Raw genomic sequence first — 14,555 nt, forward strand, 5'->3', positions numbered from 1 at the left:
TCCTAAGCCAGGTCTCGGTGGCGCACCTGAACGTTCTTCAGGGGCTCGCGCAGTGCCTGGCCGAGTCGCTCCGCCAGATAGACCGAACGGTGGTGCCCGCCGGTACAGCCGATGGCAACGGTGACATAGGCGCGATTGCTGGCGGCGAACCGCGGCAGCCATTTGTTCAGATAGACAAAGATGTCCTGGAACATCTCTTCAACATCGGTCTGCATGGCGAGGTAGTCGACGACGGGCTGATCCAGTCCGGAAAAATCTCGTAATTCGGCTTTCCAGTACGGATTAGGTAGGCAACGCACATCGAATACCAGGTCGGCATCCACCGGCATGCCGCGTTTAAAGCCAAAGGACTCGAAGAGGAACGCGGTCCCCGGTTCAGGCTTGTTCAGCAGACGCAGTTTCAGCGTATCTCGCAGTTGGTAGAGGTTGAGGTTTGTCGTATCGAGCGTCAGGTCGGCATGGTCGATGATCGGAGCGAGCAATAGCTCCTCGTCATGGATGGCCTCGGCCAATGAGCGGTTTTCATTCGTCAGCGGGTGCCGCCGCCGAGTTTCCGAGAAGCGCTTGAGCAACGTCTCGTCCGCCGCATCTAGATACAGCACGTCGCACTGAATGTGCCGAGCACGAACCTCGTCAAGCAGCTCGGGAAAGCGCTTCAGCTGACTTGGCAGGTTGCGTGCATCTATGGAGACAGCGACCTGCGGGTGTAGCAGTTCGGTGTGCAGCAATGCTCGCTCCGCCAGCTCTGGCAGAAGCCCGGCGGGAAGGTTGTCGATGCAATAAAAGCCGTTGTCCTCGAGCACATTGAGTGCCGTGCTCTTGCCTGACCCGGAACGGCCACTGACGATGATCAGGCGCATTGCGGAGCGAGGTTTGTCAGGGGGCGGGCTCGAACACGCGAACCATGCTGCATGCGCTGCTGGGTTGAGAATTGGCAGGTTACGGACACGTCTCTTTCCTCACTTTACGCGGGGCGAACAGCCATGCCGTTGCGCTAATTACCGCTCTGAATATCGACGACGGTCTGATACAGGTCCTGCCCGGTGGTGGCTCTGCGCAGGCGCTCACGCACTTCCTCACGGTCCAGCATGCTGGCGATCTGACGAAGCAGTTCGAGGTGTTCGTCCGTCGCCGCTGCCGGTACCAGCAGTACGAAAAGCAAATCGACCGGCGCGCCGTCGATGGCGTCGAAGTCAACCGGTGCGTCGAGCCGTAGCACCGCGCTGAGCGGCGACACGCAGCCGGGCATGCGGCAATGCGGGATGGCGATACCGTTGCCGAAGCCGGTAGAGCCGAGCTTTTCGCGGGCAATGAGGCTTTCGAAGATGGTCTGAGGATCAAGGTCTGGCAGGTCTTGGCCAATTACTTTGGCGATCTGTTCCAGGACGCGTTTCTTACTGCCACCCGGTACGTTCACCAAGGAACGTCCGGGGGTCAGGATATTTTCGATTCGGATCATGATGGGTCAGCGAGCGAGAGCACCCTGGTTATGGTCGAGCTGTTTTTCTTTGTGCTTGATGAGCTGCCGGTCGAGCTTGTCGGCAAGCAGGTCTATGGAAGCGTACATGTCTTCATGTTCTGCGTTGGCGACGACTTCGCGACCGGCAACGTGCAGCGTGGCTTCGGCTTTCTGCCTGAGCTTCTCGACCTGCAGAATCACCTGAACGGCAATGATGCGATCGAAATGTCTTTCCAGTCGCTCGAATTTCTCCTCGACGTAGTCACGCAGGGCTTCTGTGATTTCCAGGTGAAGGCCAGTGATGTTGACTTGCATACTGCATCTCCTTTTGCCACGTGCGAATTGACAGGCTGCGCGCCCGCCACCGGAAGAGATCGACCAGGTCGCCTGGCATTACAACAACCGCTTACGCTCGCTGGACGGCGCGATACCTAATGATTCGCGGTACTTCGCGACGGTGCGGCGTGCAACTTGAATACCCTGTGCCTCCAGTAAACCAGCGATCTTGCTATCGCTCAATGGCTTTTTCAGGTTTTCCGCCGCCACCAGCTTCTTGATGATCGCGCGGATGGCGGTGGATGAGCATTCGCCGCCTTCGGCCGTGCTGACGTGGCTTGAGAAGAAATATTTCAGCTCGTAGATTCCACGAGGGGTATGCATGAACTTCTGTGTCGTGACGCGTGAAATCGTCGATTCATGCATGCCTACCGCTTCGGCGATGTCATGCAGCACCAGCGGTTTCATGGCTTCATCGCCGTGATCAAGGAAGCCGCGCTGATGTTCCACGATCTGCGTGGCGACCTTCATCAGCGTCTCGTTGCGGCTGAGCAGGCTCTTGATGAACCAGCGTGCTTCCTGCAACTGGTTACGCATGAAGGTGTTGTCGGCGCTGGAGTCGGCGCGTTTGACGAAGCCGGCGTACTGAGCATTCACCCGCAGGCGCGGCATCGCATCCTGGTTCAATTCCACCAGCCAGCGATCGTTGTGCTTGCGCACGATTACGTCTGGCACGACGTATTCCGGTTCGCTCGCTTCGATCTGTGAGCCGGGGCGGGGGTTAAGCGTCTGGATCAGGTCCACCACCTGGCGCAGCTCATCCTCCTTGAGCTTCATACGGCGCATCAGAAGGTTATAGTCACGGCTGCCGAGTGTCTCCAGATGATCACTCACGAGGCGTACCGCTTCCCTCAGCCAAGGCGTTCGCTCGGGTAGCTGGCGCAATTGCAGCAGCAGGCATTCGCGCAAGTCGCGCGCGCCGATGCCGGCGGGCTCGAACTGCTGGATTCGGCGCAGCACGACCTCGATTTCATCGAGTTCGATTTCCAGCTCGGGGTCGAACGACTCGAGTACCTCCTCAAGGGTTTCGTCGAGGTAGCCCTGTGGGTTAATGCAATCGATCAGGGTTACGGCGATGAGGCGGTCGGTGTCGCTCATTGGCGCAAGATTGAGCTGCCAGAGCAGATGACTTTGTAGGCTTTCGCCGGCGGAGGTGCGGGTGGTGAAGTCCCACTCGTCGTCGTCACTGCTGGGCAGGCTGCTGGCGCTGGTCTGGTAGATGTCTTCCCACGCGGTGTCGACCGGAAGTTCATCAGGAATGCGATCACCCCAATCGCCTTCTTCAAGGTTTTCCACCGTATTGACGGGTTCTTCGTGATGATTGTCAGGCGTGTCCTGCTCGGTCGAGGTGCTGCTCTCGGGTTTCTTCTCGACCGACTCGGCCATCGGATCGGAGTTGTCGAAGTCGTCTCCGTCCTCTTCGCGCTCGAGCATGGGGTTGGAGTCCAGCGCCTCTTGTATCTCCTGTTGGAGATCGAGCGTGGATAACTGGAGCAATCGTATGGCTTGTTGCAGCTGCGGTGTCATCGTCAGCTGCTGGCCCATCTTCAGGACTAGCGATGGTTTCATGGCAGAGGACTTCGAACCTTATTTGCCGGCGCAACCGCGCCTGTTCCGATTTCGCTGGCGCTGTGCACGCCCGATGTAAGCAAATTATATGCCTGCGAATGAAGCCTTTGCCTAGTCCCGGGCGACGGTGTGAGCGGAAAAATCGGTTTCAGAGACGGAATTCGTGTCCGAGGTAGACTTCCTTGACCAGTTGGTTGGCCAGGATCGCCTCCGCGTCACCTTCCGCGATCAGCTGGCCATCGTTGACGATGTAAGCGGTTTCGCAGATGTCCAGCGTTTCGCGCACGTTGTGATCGGTGATGAGTACGCCGATGCCCTTGGCCTTCAGGTGATGGATGATCTGCTTGATGTCGCCGACCGAGATCGGGTCGACACCGGCAAAGGGCTCGTCGAGAAGGATGAATTTAGGGGCGGTGGCGAGTGCACGGGCAATCTCGACGCGACGCCGCTCGCCTCCGGACAGGCTCATGCCGAGACTGTCACGGATGTGGTTGATGTGGAACTCCTGCAGTAGGCTTTCCAGCGCCTGCTGGCGACCGCTGCGATCCAGATCCTTGCGGGTTTCGAGAATCGCCATGATGTTGTCGGACACCGATAGCTTGCGAAAAATCGACGCTTCCTGTGGAAGATAGCCGATACCGGCGCGGGCGCGGCCATGCATGGGCAGGTGGGTGACATCCTGTTCATCGATCAACACGCGTCCCTGATCGGCTTTTACCAGCCCGACGATCATATAGAAGCAGGTGGTCTTGCCGGCGCCGTTCGGCCCAAGCAAACCGACAATCTGACCGCTCTCGATGGACAGGCTTACATCACGCACGACCTGACGGCTCTTGTAGCTTTTTGCCAAATGCTGGGCTTTGAGAATCGCCATTACTCGGTCTGCTCCGCTGCCGGCTGGTCTTTGCTGCGCGGCTGGATGACCATGTCCACGCGAGGGCGCGGGGTGGTTACGTCGGTATTGGTGGCTCGGCCGGCGTTGACGATCTGGCGCTGGGTGTCATAGACAATCTTCTCGCCTTCGAAGGTGTTGCCTTCCTGGACGACTTTCGCCTGATCGATCAGGACGATGCGCTCGTTAGCTGCGAAATATTGGATGGTCAGTCCATACGCCTTGACGATTTCCTTGTCCACCGCCGGCTTCTGCTCGTAGTACGCGGGTTTGCCAATGGAGGTGAAAACCTCGACATCGCCATTCTCGTTTTGGGTGATCGTGACGGTGTCGCCGGTGATCTTCATGGTGCCCTGGGTAATGACCACATCGCCGCGATATACGGCAACGCCCTGTCGATCGTCCAGCTCCGCGGTGTCGGCCTGGACGCGGATCGGCTGGTTACGGTCTTCGGGAAGCGCATGGGCGTTCGAGCCGAACAGAAAAATGCTCAAGCCGAACAAAAAGGGGAGGGTCTTAACGCAGCTCATGCTGGCCTCTTACGTTGGATAGCAGGAGCATCCTGCCTTCATTCAGATACGCTTTCATGCCCGTGGCAGTGGTCACACCATTTGCGGCGACGATTCTAACGGGTTGGCGGGTCTCGGCATAATCCTTCTCGGGGAGCACCGTCATTCTGCTGGTGGTAATGATTGTCGGACGTCCCTTGGCATCGTTGCGTTCGATCCTGACATCATCGATCAGCTCCACTTCCACACCCTGCGGGCCGACTTCGCCGCGCTCGCTAGTCACATGCCATGGCAGCTCGGTGCCGCGATAAGAATGCAGATCGGGTCGGGTCAGCAGACTTACATCGCTGGCCTTGACGTGCTCCACTTTCTCCGCAGACAGTTCGTAATTACGCTTGCCATCCGGCTGGTACTGGACGGTTCTGGAGTTGATTACGTAAAAGTCGATCGGCGATTCCTCACCTGTGGCCGCAGCCGGTTCCTGCATGAAGCTTTCCGGGCGAATGTTCCAGTAGCCGACTGCTACCAGGAGTAATGCAATCAACAGCAGGATGGCAGGGAAACGGATTCGGCTCAGCATTGAAACCTCTAGAGATAGGCAGCCTGAGCGGCTTCAAGGTTGCCTTGGGCGCGCATGATCAGTTCGCAGAACTCCCGCGCGGCGCCTTCGCCGCCGCGGGCGCTGGTGACCCCGTGAGCGTGCTGGCGAACGAACGCATCGGCGCTGGCGACGGCCATGCCCAGGCCCACCCGGCGGATCACCGGTAGGTCGGGCAGATCATCACCTAGATAGGCGACTTCAGCGTAGTCGATTCCGAGTTCGGCGAGCAGCTCATCGAGGACCACCAGCTTGTCCTCGCGTCCCTGATAGAGATGCTGGATACCCAGGTTCTGCGCGCGGCGTTCGACCACAGGTGTTTTACGACCACTGATTATTGCGGTGCGCACGCCGGAATTGATCAACATCTTGATGCCGTGACCGTCGAGCGTGTTAAAGGTTTTGAACTCGCTGCCATCGACCAGGAAGTACAGCTTGCCGTCCGTCAGTACGCCGTCGACGTCGAAAATAGCCAGCCGAATATTACGGGCGCGCCGCAGTAAATCGTTCACTTACATCACTCCTGCGCGCAACAGATCATGCATGTTCAGAGCGCCGATGGGGCGGTCGTTGTCGTCGACCACCACCAGCGCACTGATTTTGTTGTCTTCCATTATTTTCAGGGCTTCGGCGGCAAGCATGTCGGCGTTGGCTGTCTTGCCGTGGAGGGTCATCACTTGGTCGATAGTGGCCTGGCGTACATCGATGCCTTTATCCAAAGTGCGTCGCAGGTCGCCGTCAGTGAATACTCCGGCCAGGCTGCCGTTGCCTTCTATGACCACGGTCATGCCGAGACCCTTCTGAGTCATCTCAAGCAGCGCATCGCGTAGAGAAGTACCGCGGGTGATCTGGGGCAGGCGGTCGCCCGAATGCATGACGTGCTCCACTTTGAGCAGCAAACGCCGACCAAGTGCGCCGCCAGGGTGCGAAAAAGCGAAATCTTCCGCGGTGAAGCCGCGCGCTTCCAGAAGGGCGATCGCTAGGGCGTCACCGAGTACTAGGCTGACGGTGGTCGAGGAGGTGGGCGCGAGATTTAGTGGGCAGGCTTCGATGGCGACGCTCGCGTCGAGGTTGACCGCCGCCGCCTTGGCGAGCACCGAATCGGGGTTGCCGGTCATGCTGATCAGGGTGATGCCGAGGCGCTTGATCAGCGGTAGCAGTGTCACTATTTCGCTGGTGGAGCCCGAGTTGGACAGGGCGAGGACCACGTCGTCTCGGGTAATCATGCCCATGTCGCCATGACTGGCTTCGGCCGGGTGAACGAAGAATGCGGTGGTGCCAGTGCTGGCGAGGGTGGCGGCAATCTTGTTGCCGATATGGCCCGATTTGCCCATGCCAACCACGACGACGCGTCCTTTGCAGTGGAGGATAAGCTCGCAAGCCTTAACGAATTGCTCGTCGATGCGGGTCTTGAGTTCTTCGACCGCGTCTATCTCCATGCGGATAGTGCGCTGGGCAGTCTCGATCAACTGGCTGCTCTGGCTCATGTTCACGTCATCGTCTGAATTAAAACGCGGGATTATAACGGCAAACCGATCGCCGCTCACCGAAAAGCTGCAGTTCCGAATAGCCGCTTGCGAAGCTAAACCCTCGCTGAGTGACATGTGCTCGCTCATGCGCCGACACAGTCGCGTGTTGGGGCGCTTGGCAGCGCGGTGCTATAGTTCGCCGCCGAAAATGGTCGCCGCGAAGTATCTCCGGAAAGCTGGGGGGCGTCTGATTCGCAGACTGTAGCCAAGGAGAGCCAATGAGCGCCGCCAACGCTAACGCCGTCGAGCTGAAGGGTGTCACCTTCAAGCGCGGGGAGCGGAGCATTTTCAACAACGTCGATATTGTCATACCGCGAGGCAAGGTAACGGCCATCATGGGGCCGTCCGGCTGCGGCAAGACGACACTGTTGCGCCTGATTGCGGCCCAACTCAAGCCGGCCAGCGGCGAAGTTTGGGTGGCGGGAACCAACCTGCCGACCCTGTCGCGCCGTGAGCTGTTCGATATGCGCAAGCAAATGGGCGTGCTGTTTCAAAGCGGCGCGCTGTTCACCGACCTCGATGTATTTGAAAACGTTGCGTTTCCGTTGCGCGTGCATACCAAGCTGCCGGAAGAGATGATTCGTGACATCGTGCTGATGAAGCTACAGGCAGTAGGGCTGCGGGGTGCGATCGAGCTGATGCCTGATGAGCTATCCGGTGGGATGAAGCGCCGTGTGGCTTTGGCGCGCGCTATCGCGTTGGACCCGCAGATACTCATGTACGACGAACCCTTCGCTGGCCAGGACCCCATTGCTATGGGCGTTCTGGTGCAGTTGATTCGCCTGCTCAATGATGCGCTGGGTATCACCAGTATCGTGGTTTCCCACGATCTGGCCGAAACCGCCAGCATTGCCGATTACATCTATGTGGTTGGCGATGGCCAAGTGCTCGGGCAGGGTACGCCTGCCGAGCTTCGCGAATCGGCCAGCCCACGTATCCAGCAGTTCATGAGAGGCACGGCAGACGGCCCGGTGCCTTTCCATTTCCCTGCACCGGCCTATGCCGACGACCTGTTGCGAGGCTCCGATGCGTAAGCGCTCCTTGATCGAACGAGTCCGTCTGCTCGGTGAAGCCGGCATGAATGTGGTGGCCGCGCAGGGCCGCGCGACGCTGTTTCTATTCCACGCGCTGTTCGGCCCTAGCGGCTTGAGCAATCGCTTTTCTCTGCTGATCAGACAGCTTTACTCGGTTGGGGTGCTGTCGCTGGCAATCGTGGTGGTGTCGGGAATTTTCATCGGGATGGTGTTGGCGCTGCAGGGCTATAGCATTCTCAACAGTTATGGATCCGAGCAGGCGGTGGGGCAAATGGTGGCCCTTACGCTGCTGCGCGAGCTAGGGCCGGTGGTCACCGCGCTGCTGTTCGCCGGACGCGCCGGGTCGGCGCTGGCTGCCGAGATTGGCAACATGAAATCCACCGAACAACTGTCCAGCCTGGAAATGATCGGCGTCGATCCGCTGAAGTACATAATTGCGCCGCGGCTGTGGGCCGGTTTCATCTCGCTGCCGTTGCTGACCGTGATTTTCAATGTGGTCGGCATCTGGGGCGGTGCGATGGTTGCGGTGGATTGGCTTGGCGTATACGAAGGCTCGTTCTGGGCCAATATGCAGAACAGCGTCACCTTCACCTCGGATGTGCTCAATGGAGTCATCAAGAGCATGGTGTTCGCCGTGGTAGTCACCTGGATCGCGGTGTTCCAGGGCTACGACTGCGAGCCGACTTCCGAGGGGATCAGTCGCGCCACTACCCGAACCGTGGTCTACGCCTCGCTGGCGGTACTCGGCCTCGACTTTATTCTGACCGCGTTGATGTTTGGAGATTTTTGATGCGTATCCGCACCCTGGAAATCGGTGTTGGCCTGTTCCTTTTGGCGGGCGTGCTGGCTCTGCTATTGCTATCGCTGCGGGTCAGCGGGCTGAGCGTCGATAGGACCGACACCTACAAGCTTTACGCTTATTTCGACAATATTGCCGGTCTCAGTGTCAGATCCAAAGTAACCATGGCCGGCGTGACCATCGGCACGGTGACCGCAATCGACCTGGATCGCGAGAGCTACACCGGACGTGTCACGCTGGAAGTGCAGAAGGATGTCGACATCCTGCCGGCCGACTCCACTGCGTCGATTCTGACCGCTGGGCTGCTGGGCGAGAAGTACGTAGGCATCAGCGTGGGTGGCGAAGAAGAGACGCTAGGAGACGGCGATACCATTCGCGATACCCAGTCGTCGCTAGTGCTGGAAGACCTGATCGGCAAATTTCTACTCAATTCGGTAAACAAAGAGTGAGGAGTGTTCATATGATGACTGTCCTGCGTCGCGGCTTGCTGGTATTGCTCGCTGCCCTGCCTCTACTGGTTCAGGCGGCCCCGAGCGCCCATGAAGTGATCGAGCGGACCACAGATGAACTGCTCGCCGACCTTAAGGCCAACAAGGAGCAGTACCGTCAGGATCCGAATGCCTTTTACGACTCGCTCAACGAGATTCTCGGCTCGGTGGTCGATGCCGAAGGAATTTCCCGCAGCATCATGACCGTGAAGTACTCGCGCGGCGCCAGCCCTGAGCAGATGAAGCGCTTTCAGGAGAACTTCAAGCGCAGCCTCATGCAGTTCTACGGCAACGCCCTGCTGGAGTACGACAATCAGCAGATCCGGGTGCTACCTGCGAGCGGCAAGCAGGATGCCGAGCGCACCAGCGTTGGCATGGAGGTGACGGGTCGCCAGGGCGAGATCTATCCGGTCTCCTACACCATGGTCAATCAGAACGGCGAATGGCTGGTTCGAAATGTGATCATCAATGGCATCAACATCGGCAAGTTGTTCCGTGACCAGTTCGCCGACGCCATGCAGAAAAATAATGGCGATCTGGACAAGACCATCGAGGGCTGGGCCGAAGTGGTCGCGCGGGCCAAGGACACCGAAGCCGGTCAGCAGGCGGCGGGCGATGAGTGATGGGCGTGTCGAGATGGGCGCTGGCGGCGAGCTGCTGCTCTCCGGCGTGCTCGATTACCAGTCCGGCCCGGCTTTACGCCGTGACGGCCAGGCATTGATCCGTGCGAGTAACGGCGAACGGCTGCTGATCGACTGCTCATCGGTAGAGAAATCCAGCAGCGTCGGGCTTTCCCTGTTGCTGGCTTTTAGTCGAGATGCAATCGGGTCGGGCCGGGAGGTGGAGATCGTTGGTATGCCCAGCGATATGCGTGAAATTGCTAGGGTGTCTGGCCTGCTGAATGTTCTTTCGTTGACAGACGAAGCACGGGAAGCGGGCTGATGCTACTGCGCTGGGCTGAATCGATGCGCGGCAAAGTTCATGCAGTGGCCGAGTCGCTGGGAAATCTTCTGGTCGAAACTTTTCATTATCTGGCGCTGTTCGCTATTGGTGCAGTCACCGCCTGGGCGGGGGTGGTGGCGTTTCTGGGCATGATCGAGAAAGGCAGCATCAGCGTCGACGACATTCTGCTGCTGTTTATCTATCTAGAACTCGGCGCGATGGTTGGCATCTACTTCAAGACCAACCATATGCCCGTGCGCTTCCTTATCTACGTGGCTATCACCGCGCTGACTCGTCTGCTGATCGCGGATGTATCGCACCACCACCGTCCGGACATGGGCGTAGTCTATATTTCCGGAGCGATCCTGCTGCTAGCAGTGGCGATACTGGTTGTTCGTTTTGCCTCGTCGAAATTTCCAGCGGTAGCTGCTGGCAACCGACCTCAGCGTTTGCGTGACAGCGAGGCGGAAACGCTCGACTGAGTGAGCTTCGTCACCCCACGTGGGTTCGGGGTTCGCAGCCTTCGGGCTTTTTTGTATGATGGCCGGCCGCGCGCGTCCGGCGCCGATCGAGGTTGAACATGCAGGCTGTAGAAGTTAAGAATTTTCTGGAAGAGAAGCTTCCAGGTGCTCAGGTGGAAGTCGAGGGCGAAGGCTGCAACTTCCAGCTGAACGTGATTAGCGATGAGTTGGCCGGCTTGAGCCCGGTCAAGCGCCAGCAGCAGATTTATGCTCATCTGAATCCTTGGATCGGCGACGGCAGCATCCACGCCGTCACTATGAAGTTCTTCAGCCGTGCCGACTGGCTTGCGCGTAGCTGATTGCCGGTCACGATAGACATATTTCAGCCAGTGCGCAGTCCCTGAAGCCGCGTACGGCTCCTCTTCGACAGTGCTTCGAGCCTGCGGGTTACGGGAACATTCATGGATAAATTGATCATCACCGGCGGTGCCCGCCTAAACGGCGAAATTCGCATCTCCGGCGCCAAGAACTCGGCCCTGCCCATTCTGGCGGCTACCTTGCTTGCCGATACCCCGGTAACCGTATGCAACTTGCCGCACCTGCATGACATCACCACCATGATCGAACTGTTCGGTCGCATGGGCGTGCAACCGGTCATCGACGAAAAACTCAGCGTTGAAGTCGACGCCAGCAGCATTCAGACGCTGGTGGCACCTTACGAGCTGGTCAAGACCATGCGCGCCTCGATTCTGGTGCTCGGACCGATGGTGGCACGCTTCGGCGAGGCGGAAGTGGCCCTGCCGGGTGGTTGCGCCATCGGCTCGCGGCCAGTCGACCTGCACATCCGCGGTCTGGAAGCGATGGGTGCCCAGATCGATGTCGAAGGTGGCTATATCAAGGCGCGGGCTCCGGCTGGCGGCCTGCGCGGCGCGCATTTCTTCTTCGATATCGTCAGCGTGACCGGCACCGAGAACATCATGATGGCGGCGGCGCTGGCGAACGGTCGTAGCGTACTGGAAAACGCTGCGCGTGAACCGGAAGTGGTCGATCTGGCTAACTTCCTCAACGCCATGGGTGCGCAAATCTCCGGCGCCGGAACTGACACCATCGTTATCGACGGCGTGAAGCGTCTGGGTGGTGGGCGCTACAGCGTAATGCCGGACCGCATCGAGACGGGCACCTATTTGGTGGCCGCCGCCGCAACCGGCGGTCGCGTAAAGCTCAAGGATACCGATGCCACGCTGCTCGAGGCTGTATTGCACAAGCTCGAGGAGGCTGGCGCTCACATCGATACCGGCAGCAACTGGATCGAACTGGATATGAAGGGCAACCGGCCGAAAGCGGTCAACGTCCGTACGGCGCCGTATCCGGCATTCCCCACCGACATGCAGGCGCAGTTCATCGCCATGAACGCTGTCGCCGAAGGCACTGGCACGGTCATCGAGACGGTGTTCGAGAACCGCTTCATGCACGTGTACGAAATGAACCGCATGGGCTCGCAGATACTCGTCGAAGGCAATACTGCCATCGTGACCGGTGTACCGAAGCTCAAGGGCGCTCCCGTGATGGCGACCGACCTCCGTGCCTCGGCGAGTCTGGTCATCGCCGGTCTGGTGGCCGAAGGCGATACGCTGATCGATCGTATCTACCATATCGATCGCGGCTACGAATGCATCGAAGAAAAGCTGCAGCTGCTGGGCGCCAAGATCCGCCGCGTACCGGGCTAGTCCCACCAGGCCGGAGTCGCCAGCTTGTGGGCGGCGACACCCGGTCCGGTGAGCCAACCCGGCTCTGCCCATGCCTGTGCCACGGCCGCCACCAATAGGCTTCAAGGAACAAACCGTCCATGCTCACCATCGCCCTTTCCAAAGGCCGTATCCTCGACGACACCCTGCCATTGCTCGCCGCGGCTGGTATCGTTCCCACCGAGAATCCGGAAAAAAGCCGCAAGCTGATCATTCCGACTACGCAGGATGACGTGCGCTTGCTGATCGTCCGTGCCACCGATGTGCCGACCTATGTCGAGCACGGCGCGGCGGATCTCGGTGTCGCGGGCAAGGACGTATTGATGGAATACGACGGGCAGGGCCTGTACGAGCCGCTGGATCTGAAAATCGCCAACTGTAAGCTGATGACAGCAGGGCGGGTCGGTGCTGCAGAGCCAAAGGGCCGGCTGCGCGTTGCGACCAAGTTCGTTAACGTTGCCAAACGCTACTACGCCGAGCAGGGCCGCCAGGTCGACATCATCAAGCTCTACGGCTCGATGGAGCTAGCGCCCTTGGTAGGGCTTGCGGACAAGATCATCGACGTCGTCGACACCGGCAATACGCTGCGTGCCAATGGCCTGGAGCCGCAGGAATTGATCGCCATGATCAGTTCGCGCCTGGTGGTCAACAAAGCCTCTATGAAAATGCAGCACGCCCGCATCCAGGCATTAATCGACGCCTTGCAGGGCGCGATCGAACATCACGGTTGAGAACCCTCCGGTCTGCGCTGCAGCCCGGCCCGCCTATCCGTGTCATAACCTAAATTTTCAGGTGCCCACGCGGTTGGCTTGTTAATCTAGTGGCGCCTGAAAATCCGCTTCGACGCATCCATTCATGAGGCCTGTTATGACCGCTTCCATCGACATCCGCCGACTCAATGCTGCTGATCCGGACTTCTCGCGACACCTGGATCATCTGCTGAGCTGGGAAAGCGTGTCCGACGATGGCGTCAATCAGCGCGTACTCGAAATCATCAAGGCGGTACGTGAGCGCGGCGACGCGGCTTTGGTCGAGTTGACCCAGCGTTTCGACGGCCTCGAAGTGGCGTCGATGGCCGATCTGATCCTGCCTCGTGAGCGCCTCGAACTGGCGCTGGAGCGCATTACCCCGGCGCAGCGCCAAGCGCTGGAAGCGGCCGCTGAGCGCGTGCGGACCTATCATGAAAGGCAGAAACAGGATTCCTGGTCGTACGCCGAAGCCGACGGCACGGTGCTGGGCCAGAAAGTTACCCCACTCGACCGTGCCGGGCTTTACGTGCCGGGCGGCAAGGCATCGTACCCGTCATCCGTACTGATGAATGCCATTCCTGCCAAGGTTGCCGGTGTACCGGAAGTCGTCATGGTCGTGCCGACACCGCGCGGCGAGCTGAACGAATTGGTGCTGGCGGCGGCCTGCATTGCCGGCGTCGACCGGGTCTTCACCATTGGCGGCGCGCAGGCCGTCGCGGCGCTGGCCTACGGAACCGAAAGCGTGCCGCCGGTGGATAAGATCGTCGGCCCCGGTAATATTTATGTCGCAACGGCCAAGCGTCACGTGTTCGGCAAGGTCGGCATCGACATGATCGCTGGACCGTCGGAGATTCTGGTGGTCTGCGATGGCCAGACCGATCCCGACTGGATCGCCATGGACCTGTTCTCCCAGGCCGAACACGACGAAGACGCCCAGTCCATTTTGGTCAGCCCCGATGCTGCGTTTCTCGACAAGGTTGCCGAAAGCATTGCGCGGCTGCTGCCGACTCTGGAGCGCGCCGATATTGCCCGAGCCTCCTTTCAGGGCCGCGGCGCGCTGGTTCAAGTCGCCGATATGCAGCAGGCGATCGACGTCGCCAACCGCATCGCGCCTGAGCACCTTGAGTTGTCGGTGGCCGACCCCGATCAATGGCTGCCGCAGATTCGCCACGCCGGAGCGATATTCATGGGGCGCTACACCGCCGAGGCGCTGGGCGATTATTGCGCTGGGCCAAACCACGTCTTGCCGACATCCGGCACGGCGCGTTTTTCGTCTCCGCTGGGCGTATATGACTTCCAGAAGCGCTCGTCGATCATCAACTGCTCGGCCGAGGGTGCATCGGAGCTGGGCAAGATCGCCTCGGTCCTGGCCCGCGGCGAATCGCTGACGGCGCACGCACGCAGCGCTGAGTACCGGATAAAGCGGTAAAACGAAGAAGACGAAA

Annotated in this window: 19 protein-coding genes; 10 read left to right on the forward strand and 9 right to left on the reverse strand. The window is 59.4% G+C overall.

From position 1 onward, the window contains the following. Positions 1–2 precede the first annotated feature (2 nt). From rapZ to D7241_RS15325, 9 genes are all read right to left on the reverse strand, one after another. Positions 3–860 carry an RNase adapter RapZ gene (gene rapZ / locus D7241_RS15285; RefSeq protein WP_408102227.1) on the reverse strand — a complete coding sequence of 286 codons (858 nt, stop codon included), beginning with the start codon at positions 858–860 and terminating at the stop codon, positions 3–5. A 134-nt stretch (positions 861–994) separates the two neighbouring features. Further along, the gene (gene ptsN / locus D7241_RS15290) at positions 995–1,459 is read right to left on the reverse strand and encodes a PTS IIA-like nitrogen regulatory protein PtsN (protein ID WP_255983190.1); all 465 of its coding nucleotides are present in this window, start codon (positions 1,457–1,459) and stop codon (positions 995–997) included. Positions 1,460–1,465: 6 nt separating this feature from the next. Beyond that, complete coding sequence (hpf, locus tag D7241_RS15295) at positions 1,466–1,774, reverse strand: ribosome hibernation-promoting factor, HPF/YfiA family (RefSeq protein ID WP_255983188.1); 309 nt, start codon at positions 1,772–1,774, stop codon at positions 1,466–1,468. A gap of 78 nt (positions 1,775–1,852) precedes the next feature. Beyond that, positions 1,853–3,364, reverse strand: coding sequence for an RNA polymerase factor sigma-54 (locus D7241_RS15300; RefSeq protein WP_408102228.1), 1,512 nt, complete (start codon positions 3,362–3,364; stop codon positions 1,853–1,855). Between the two features lie 148 nt (positions 3,365–3,512). Next, on the reverse strand, positions 3,513–4,238 hold the full coding sequence (gene lptB / locus D7241_RS15305) for an LPS export ABC transporter ATP-binding protein (protein WP_255983184.1): 726 nt from the start codon (positions 4,236–4,238) through the stop codon (positions 3,513–3,515). After that, positions 4,238–4,786, reverse strand: a complete 549-nt coding sequence (gene lptA / locus D7241_RS15310) for a lipopolysaccharide transport periplasmic protein LptA (protein ID WP_255983182.1) — start codon at positions 4,784–4,786, stop codon at positions 4,238–4,240. Before lptA ends, lptB begins: the two co-directional genes overlap by 1 nt. Then, on the reverse strand, positions 4,773–5,345 hold the full coding sequence (gene lptC / locus D7241_RS15315) for an LPS export ABC transporter periplasmic protein LptC (protein WP_255983180.1): 573 nt from the start codon (positions 5,343–5,345) through the stop codon (positions 4,773–4,775). The genes lptA and lptC overlap by 14 nt, the downstream gene beginning before the upstream one ends. 8 nt (positions 5,346–5,353) lie before the next feature. Continuing rightward, on the reverse strand, positions 5,354–5,875 hold the full coding sequence (locus D7241_RS15320) for an HAD family hydrolase (protein WP_255983178.1): 522 nt from the start codon (positions 5,873–5,875) through the stop codon (positions 5,354–5,356). Then, a complete protein-coding gene (locus D7241_RS15325) occupies positions 5,876–6,856 on the reverse strand; it encodes a KpsF/GutQ family sugar-phosphate isomerase (RefSeq protein ID WP_408102229.1) in 981 nt (326 codons plus the stop codon). A gap of 254 nt (positions 6,857–7,110) precedes the next feature. Here D7241_RS15325 and D7241_RS15330 point away from each other — a divergent pair, with 254 nt between their 5' ends. From D7241_RS15330 to hisD, 10 genes are all read left to right on the forward strand, one after another. Next, positions 7,111–7,926 (forward strand): ATP-binding cassette domain-containing protein, encoded by an 816-nt coding sequence (locus D7241_RS15330; RefSeq protein WP_408102230.1) that lies wholly within the window; start codon positions 7,111–7,113, stop codon positions 7,924–7,926. Then, complete coding sequence (gene mlaE / locus D7241_RS15335; RefSeq protein ID WP_255983172.1) at positions 7,919–8,716, forward strand: lipid asymmetry maintenance ABC transporter permease subunit MlaE; 798 nt, start codon at positions 7,919–7,921, stop codon at positions 8,714–8,716. Before D7241_RS15330 ends, mlaE begins: the two co-directional genes overlap by 8 nt. Next, a complete protein-coding gene (mlaD, locus tag D7241_RS15340; RefSeq protein WP_408102231.1) occupies positions 8,716–9,174 on the forward strand; it encodes an outer membrane lipid asymmetry maintenance protein MlaD in 459 nt (152 codons plus the stop codon). Before mlaE ends, mlaD begins: the two co-directional genes overlap by 1 nt. 11 nt (positions 9,175–9,185) lie before the next feature. Continuing rightward, positions 9,186–9,836: a phospholipid-binding protein MlaC gene (locus D7241_RS15345; RefSeq protein WP_255983168.1), complete on the forward strand. Its 651-nt coding sequence runs from the start codon at positions 9,186–9,188 to the stop codon at positions 9,834–9,836. After that, positions 9,829–10,155, forward strand: a complete 327-nt coding sequence (locus D7241_RS15350; protein ID WP_408102232.1) for a lipid asymmetry maintenance protein MlaB — start codon at positions 9,829–9,831, stop codon at positions 10,153–10,155. The genes D7241_RS15345 and D7241_RS15350 overlap by 8 nt, the downstream gene beginning before the upstream one ends. After that, complete coding sequence (locus tag D7241_RS15355) at positions 10,155–10,637, forward strand: phosphate-starvation-inducible protein PsiE (protein ID WP_408102233.1); 483 nt, start codon at positions 10,155–10,157, stop codon at positions 10,635–10,637. The genes D7241_RS15350 and D7241_RS15355 overlap by 1 nt, the downstream gene beginning before the upstream one ends. A 98-nt stretch (positions 10,638–10,735) precedes the next feature. Next, a complete protein-coding gene (locus tag D7241_RS15360; protein WP_255983162.1) occupies positions 10,736–10,975 on the forward strand; it encodes a BolA family protein in 240 nt (79 codons plus the stop codon). Positions 10,976–11,077: 102 nt separating this feature from the next. Then, positions 11,078–12,343 carry a UDP-N-acetylglucosamine 1-carboxyvinyltransferase gene (gene murA / locus D7241_RS15365; RefSeq protein WP_217475177.1) on the forward strand — a complete coding sequence of 422 codons (1,266 nt, stop codon included), beginning with the start codon at positions 11,078–11,080 and terminating at the stop codon, positions 12,341–12,343. A gap of 119 nt (positions 12,344–12,462) precedes the next feature. Next, on the forward strand, positions 12,463–13,092 hold the full coding sequence (gene hisG / locus D7241_RS15370; protein ID WP_408102234.1) for an ATP phosphoribosyltransferase: 630 nt from the start codon (positions 12,463–12,465) through the stop codon (positions 13,090–13,092). A gap of 136 nt (positions 13,093–13,228) precedes the next feature. Then, positions 13,229–14,539: a histidinol dehydrogenase gene (gene hisD, locus D7241_RS15375; RefSeq protein ID WP_408102235.1), complete on the forward strand. Its 1,311-nt coding sequence runs from the start codon at positions 13,229–13,231 to the stop codon at positions 14,537–14,539. Positions 14,540–14,555: the final 16 nt, after the last annotated feature.

The organism is Stutzerimonas sp. VN223-3 (genome assembly GCF_045999685.1).
In the GTDB taxonomy this organism is placed as follows: Bacteria; Pseudomonadota; Gammaproteobacteria; order Pseudomonadales; family Pseudomonadaceae; genus Stutzerimonas; species Stutzerimonas stutzeri_AR.

Excerpts from the sequence above, each read along its gene's own strand:
- D7241_RS15350 (WP_408102232.1), top strand. The coding sequence starts at position 9,829 with ATGAGTGATGGGCGTGTCGAGATGGGCGCTGGCGGCGAGCTGCTGCTC.
- D7241_RS15345 (WP_255983168.1), top strand. The coding sequence starts at position 9,186 with ATGATGACTGTCCTGCGTCGCGGCTTGCTGGTATTGCTCGCTGCCCTG.
- D7241_RS15360 (WP_255983162.1), top strand. The coding sequence starts at position 10,736 with ATGCAGGCTGTAGAAGTTAAGAATTTTCTGGAAGAGAAGCTTCCAGGT.
- lptA (WP_255983182.1), bottom strand. The coding sequence starts at position 4,786 with ATGAGCTGCGTTAAGACCCTCCCCTTTTTGTTCGGCTTGAGCATTTTT.
- hisD (WP_408102235.1), top strand. The coding sequence starts at position 13,229 with ATGACCGCTTCCATCGACATCCGCCGACTCAATGCTGCTGATCCGGAC.
- lptB (WP_255983184.1), bottom strand. The coding sequence starts at position 4,238 with ATGGCGATTCTCAAAGCCCAGCATTTGGCAAAAAGCTACAAGAGCCGT.
- D7241_RS15355 (WP_408102233.1), top strand. The coding sequence starts at position 10,155 with ATGCTACTGCGCTGGGCTGAATCGATGCGCGGCAAAGTTCATGCAGTG.
- D7241_RS15330 (WP_408102230.1), top strand. The coding sequence starts at position 7,111 with ATGAGCGCCGCCAACGCTAACGCCGTCGAGCTGAAGGGTGTCACCTTC.
- ptsN (WP_255983190.1), bottom strand. The coding sequence starts at position 1,459 with ATGATCCGAATCGAAAATATCCTGACCCCCGGACGTTCCTTGGTGAAC.
- lptC (WP_255983180.1), bottom strand. The coding sequence starts at position 5,345 with ATGCTGAGCCGAATCCGTTTCCCTGCCATCCTGCTGTTGATTGCATTA.
- rapZ (WP_408102227.1), bottom strand. The coding sequence starts at position 860 with ATGCGCCTGATCATCGTCAGTGGCCGTTCCGGGTCAGGCAAGAGCACG.
- hisG (WP_408102234.1), top strand. The coding sequence starts at position 12,463 with ATGCTCACCATCGCCCTTTCCAAAGGCCGTATCCTCGACGACACCCTG.
- mlaD (WP_408102231.1), top strand. The coding sequence starts at position 8,716 with ATGCGTATCCGCACCCTGGAAATCGGTGTTGGCCTGTTCCTTTTGGCG.
- D7241_RS15300 (WP_408102228.1), bottom strand. The coding sequence starts at position 3,364 with ATGAAACCATCGCTAGTCCTGAAGATGGGCCAGCAGCTGACGATGACA.
- mlaE (WP_255983172.1), top strand. The coding sequence starts at position 7,919 with ATGCGTAAGCGCTCCTTGATCGAACGAGTCCGTCTGCTCGGTGAAGCC.
- hpf (WP_255983188.1), bottom strand. The coding sequence starts at position 1,774 with ATGCAAGTCAACATCACTGGCCTTCACCTGGAAATCACAGAAGCCCTG.
- murA (WP_217475177.1), top strand. The coding sequence starts at position 11,078 with ATGGATAAATTGATCATCACCGGCGGTGCCCGCCTAAACGGCGAAATT.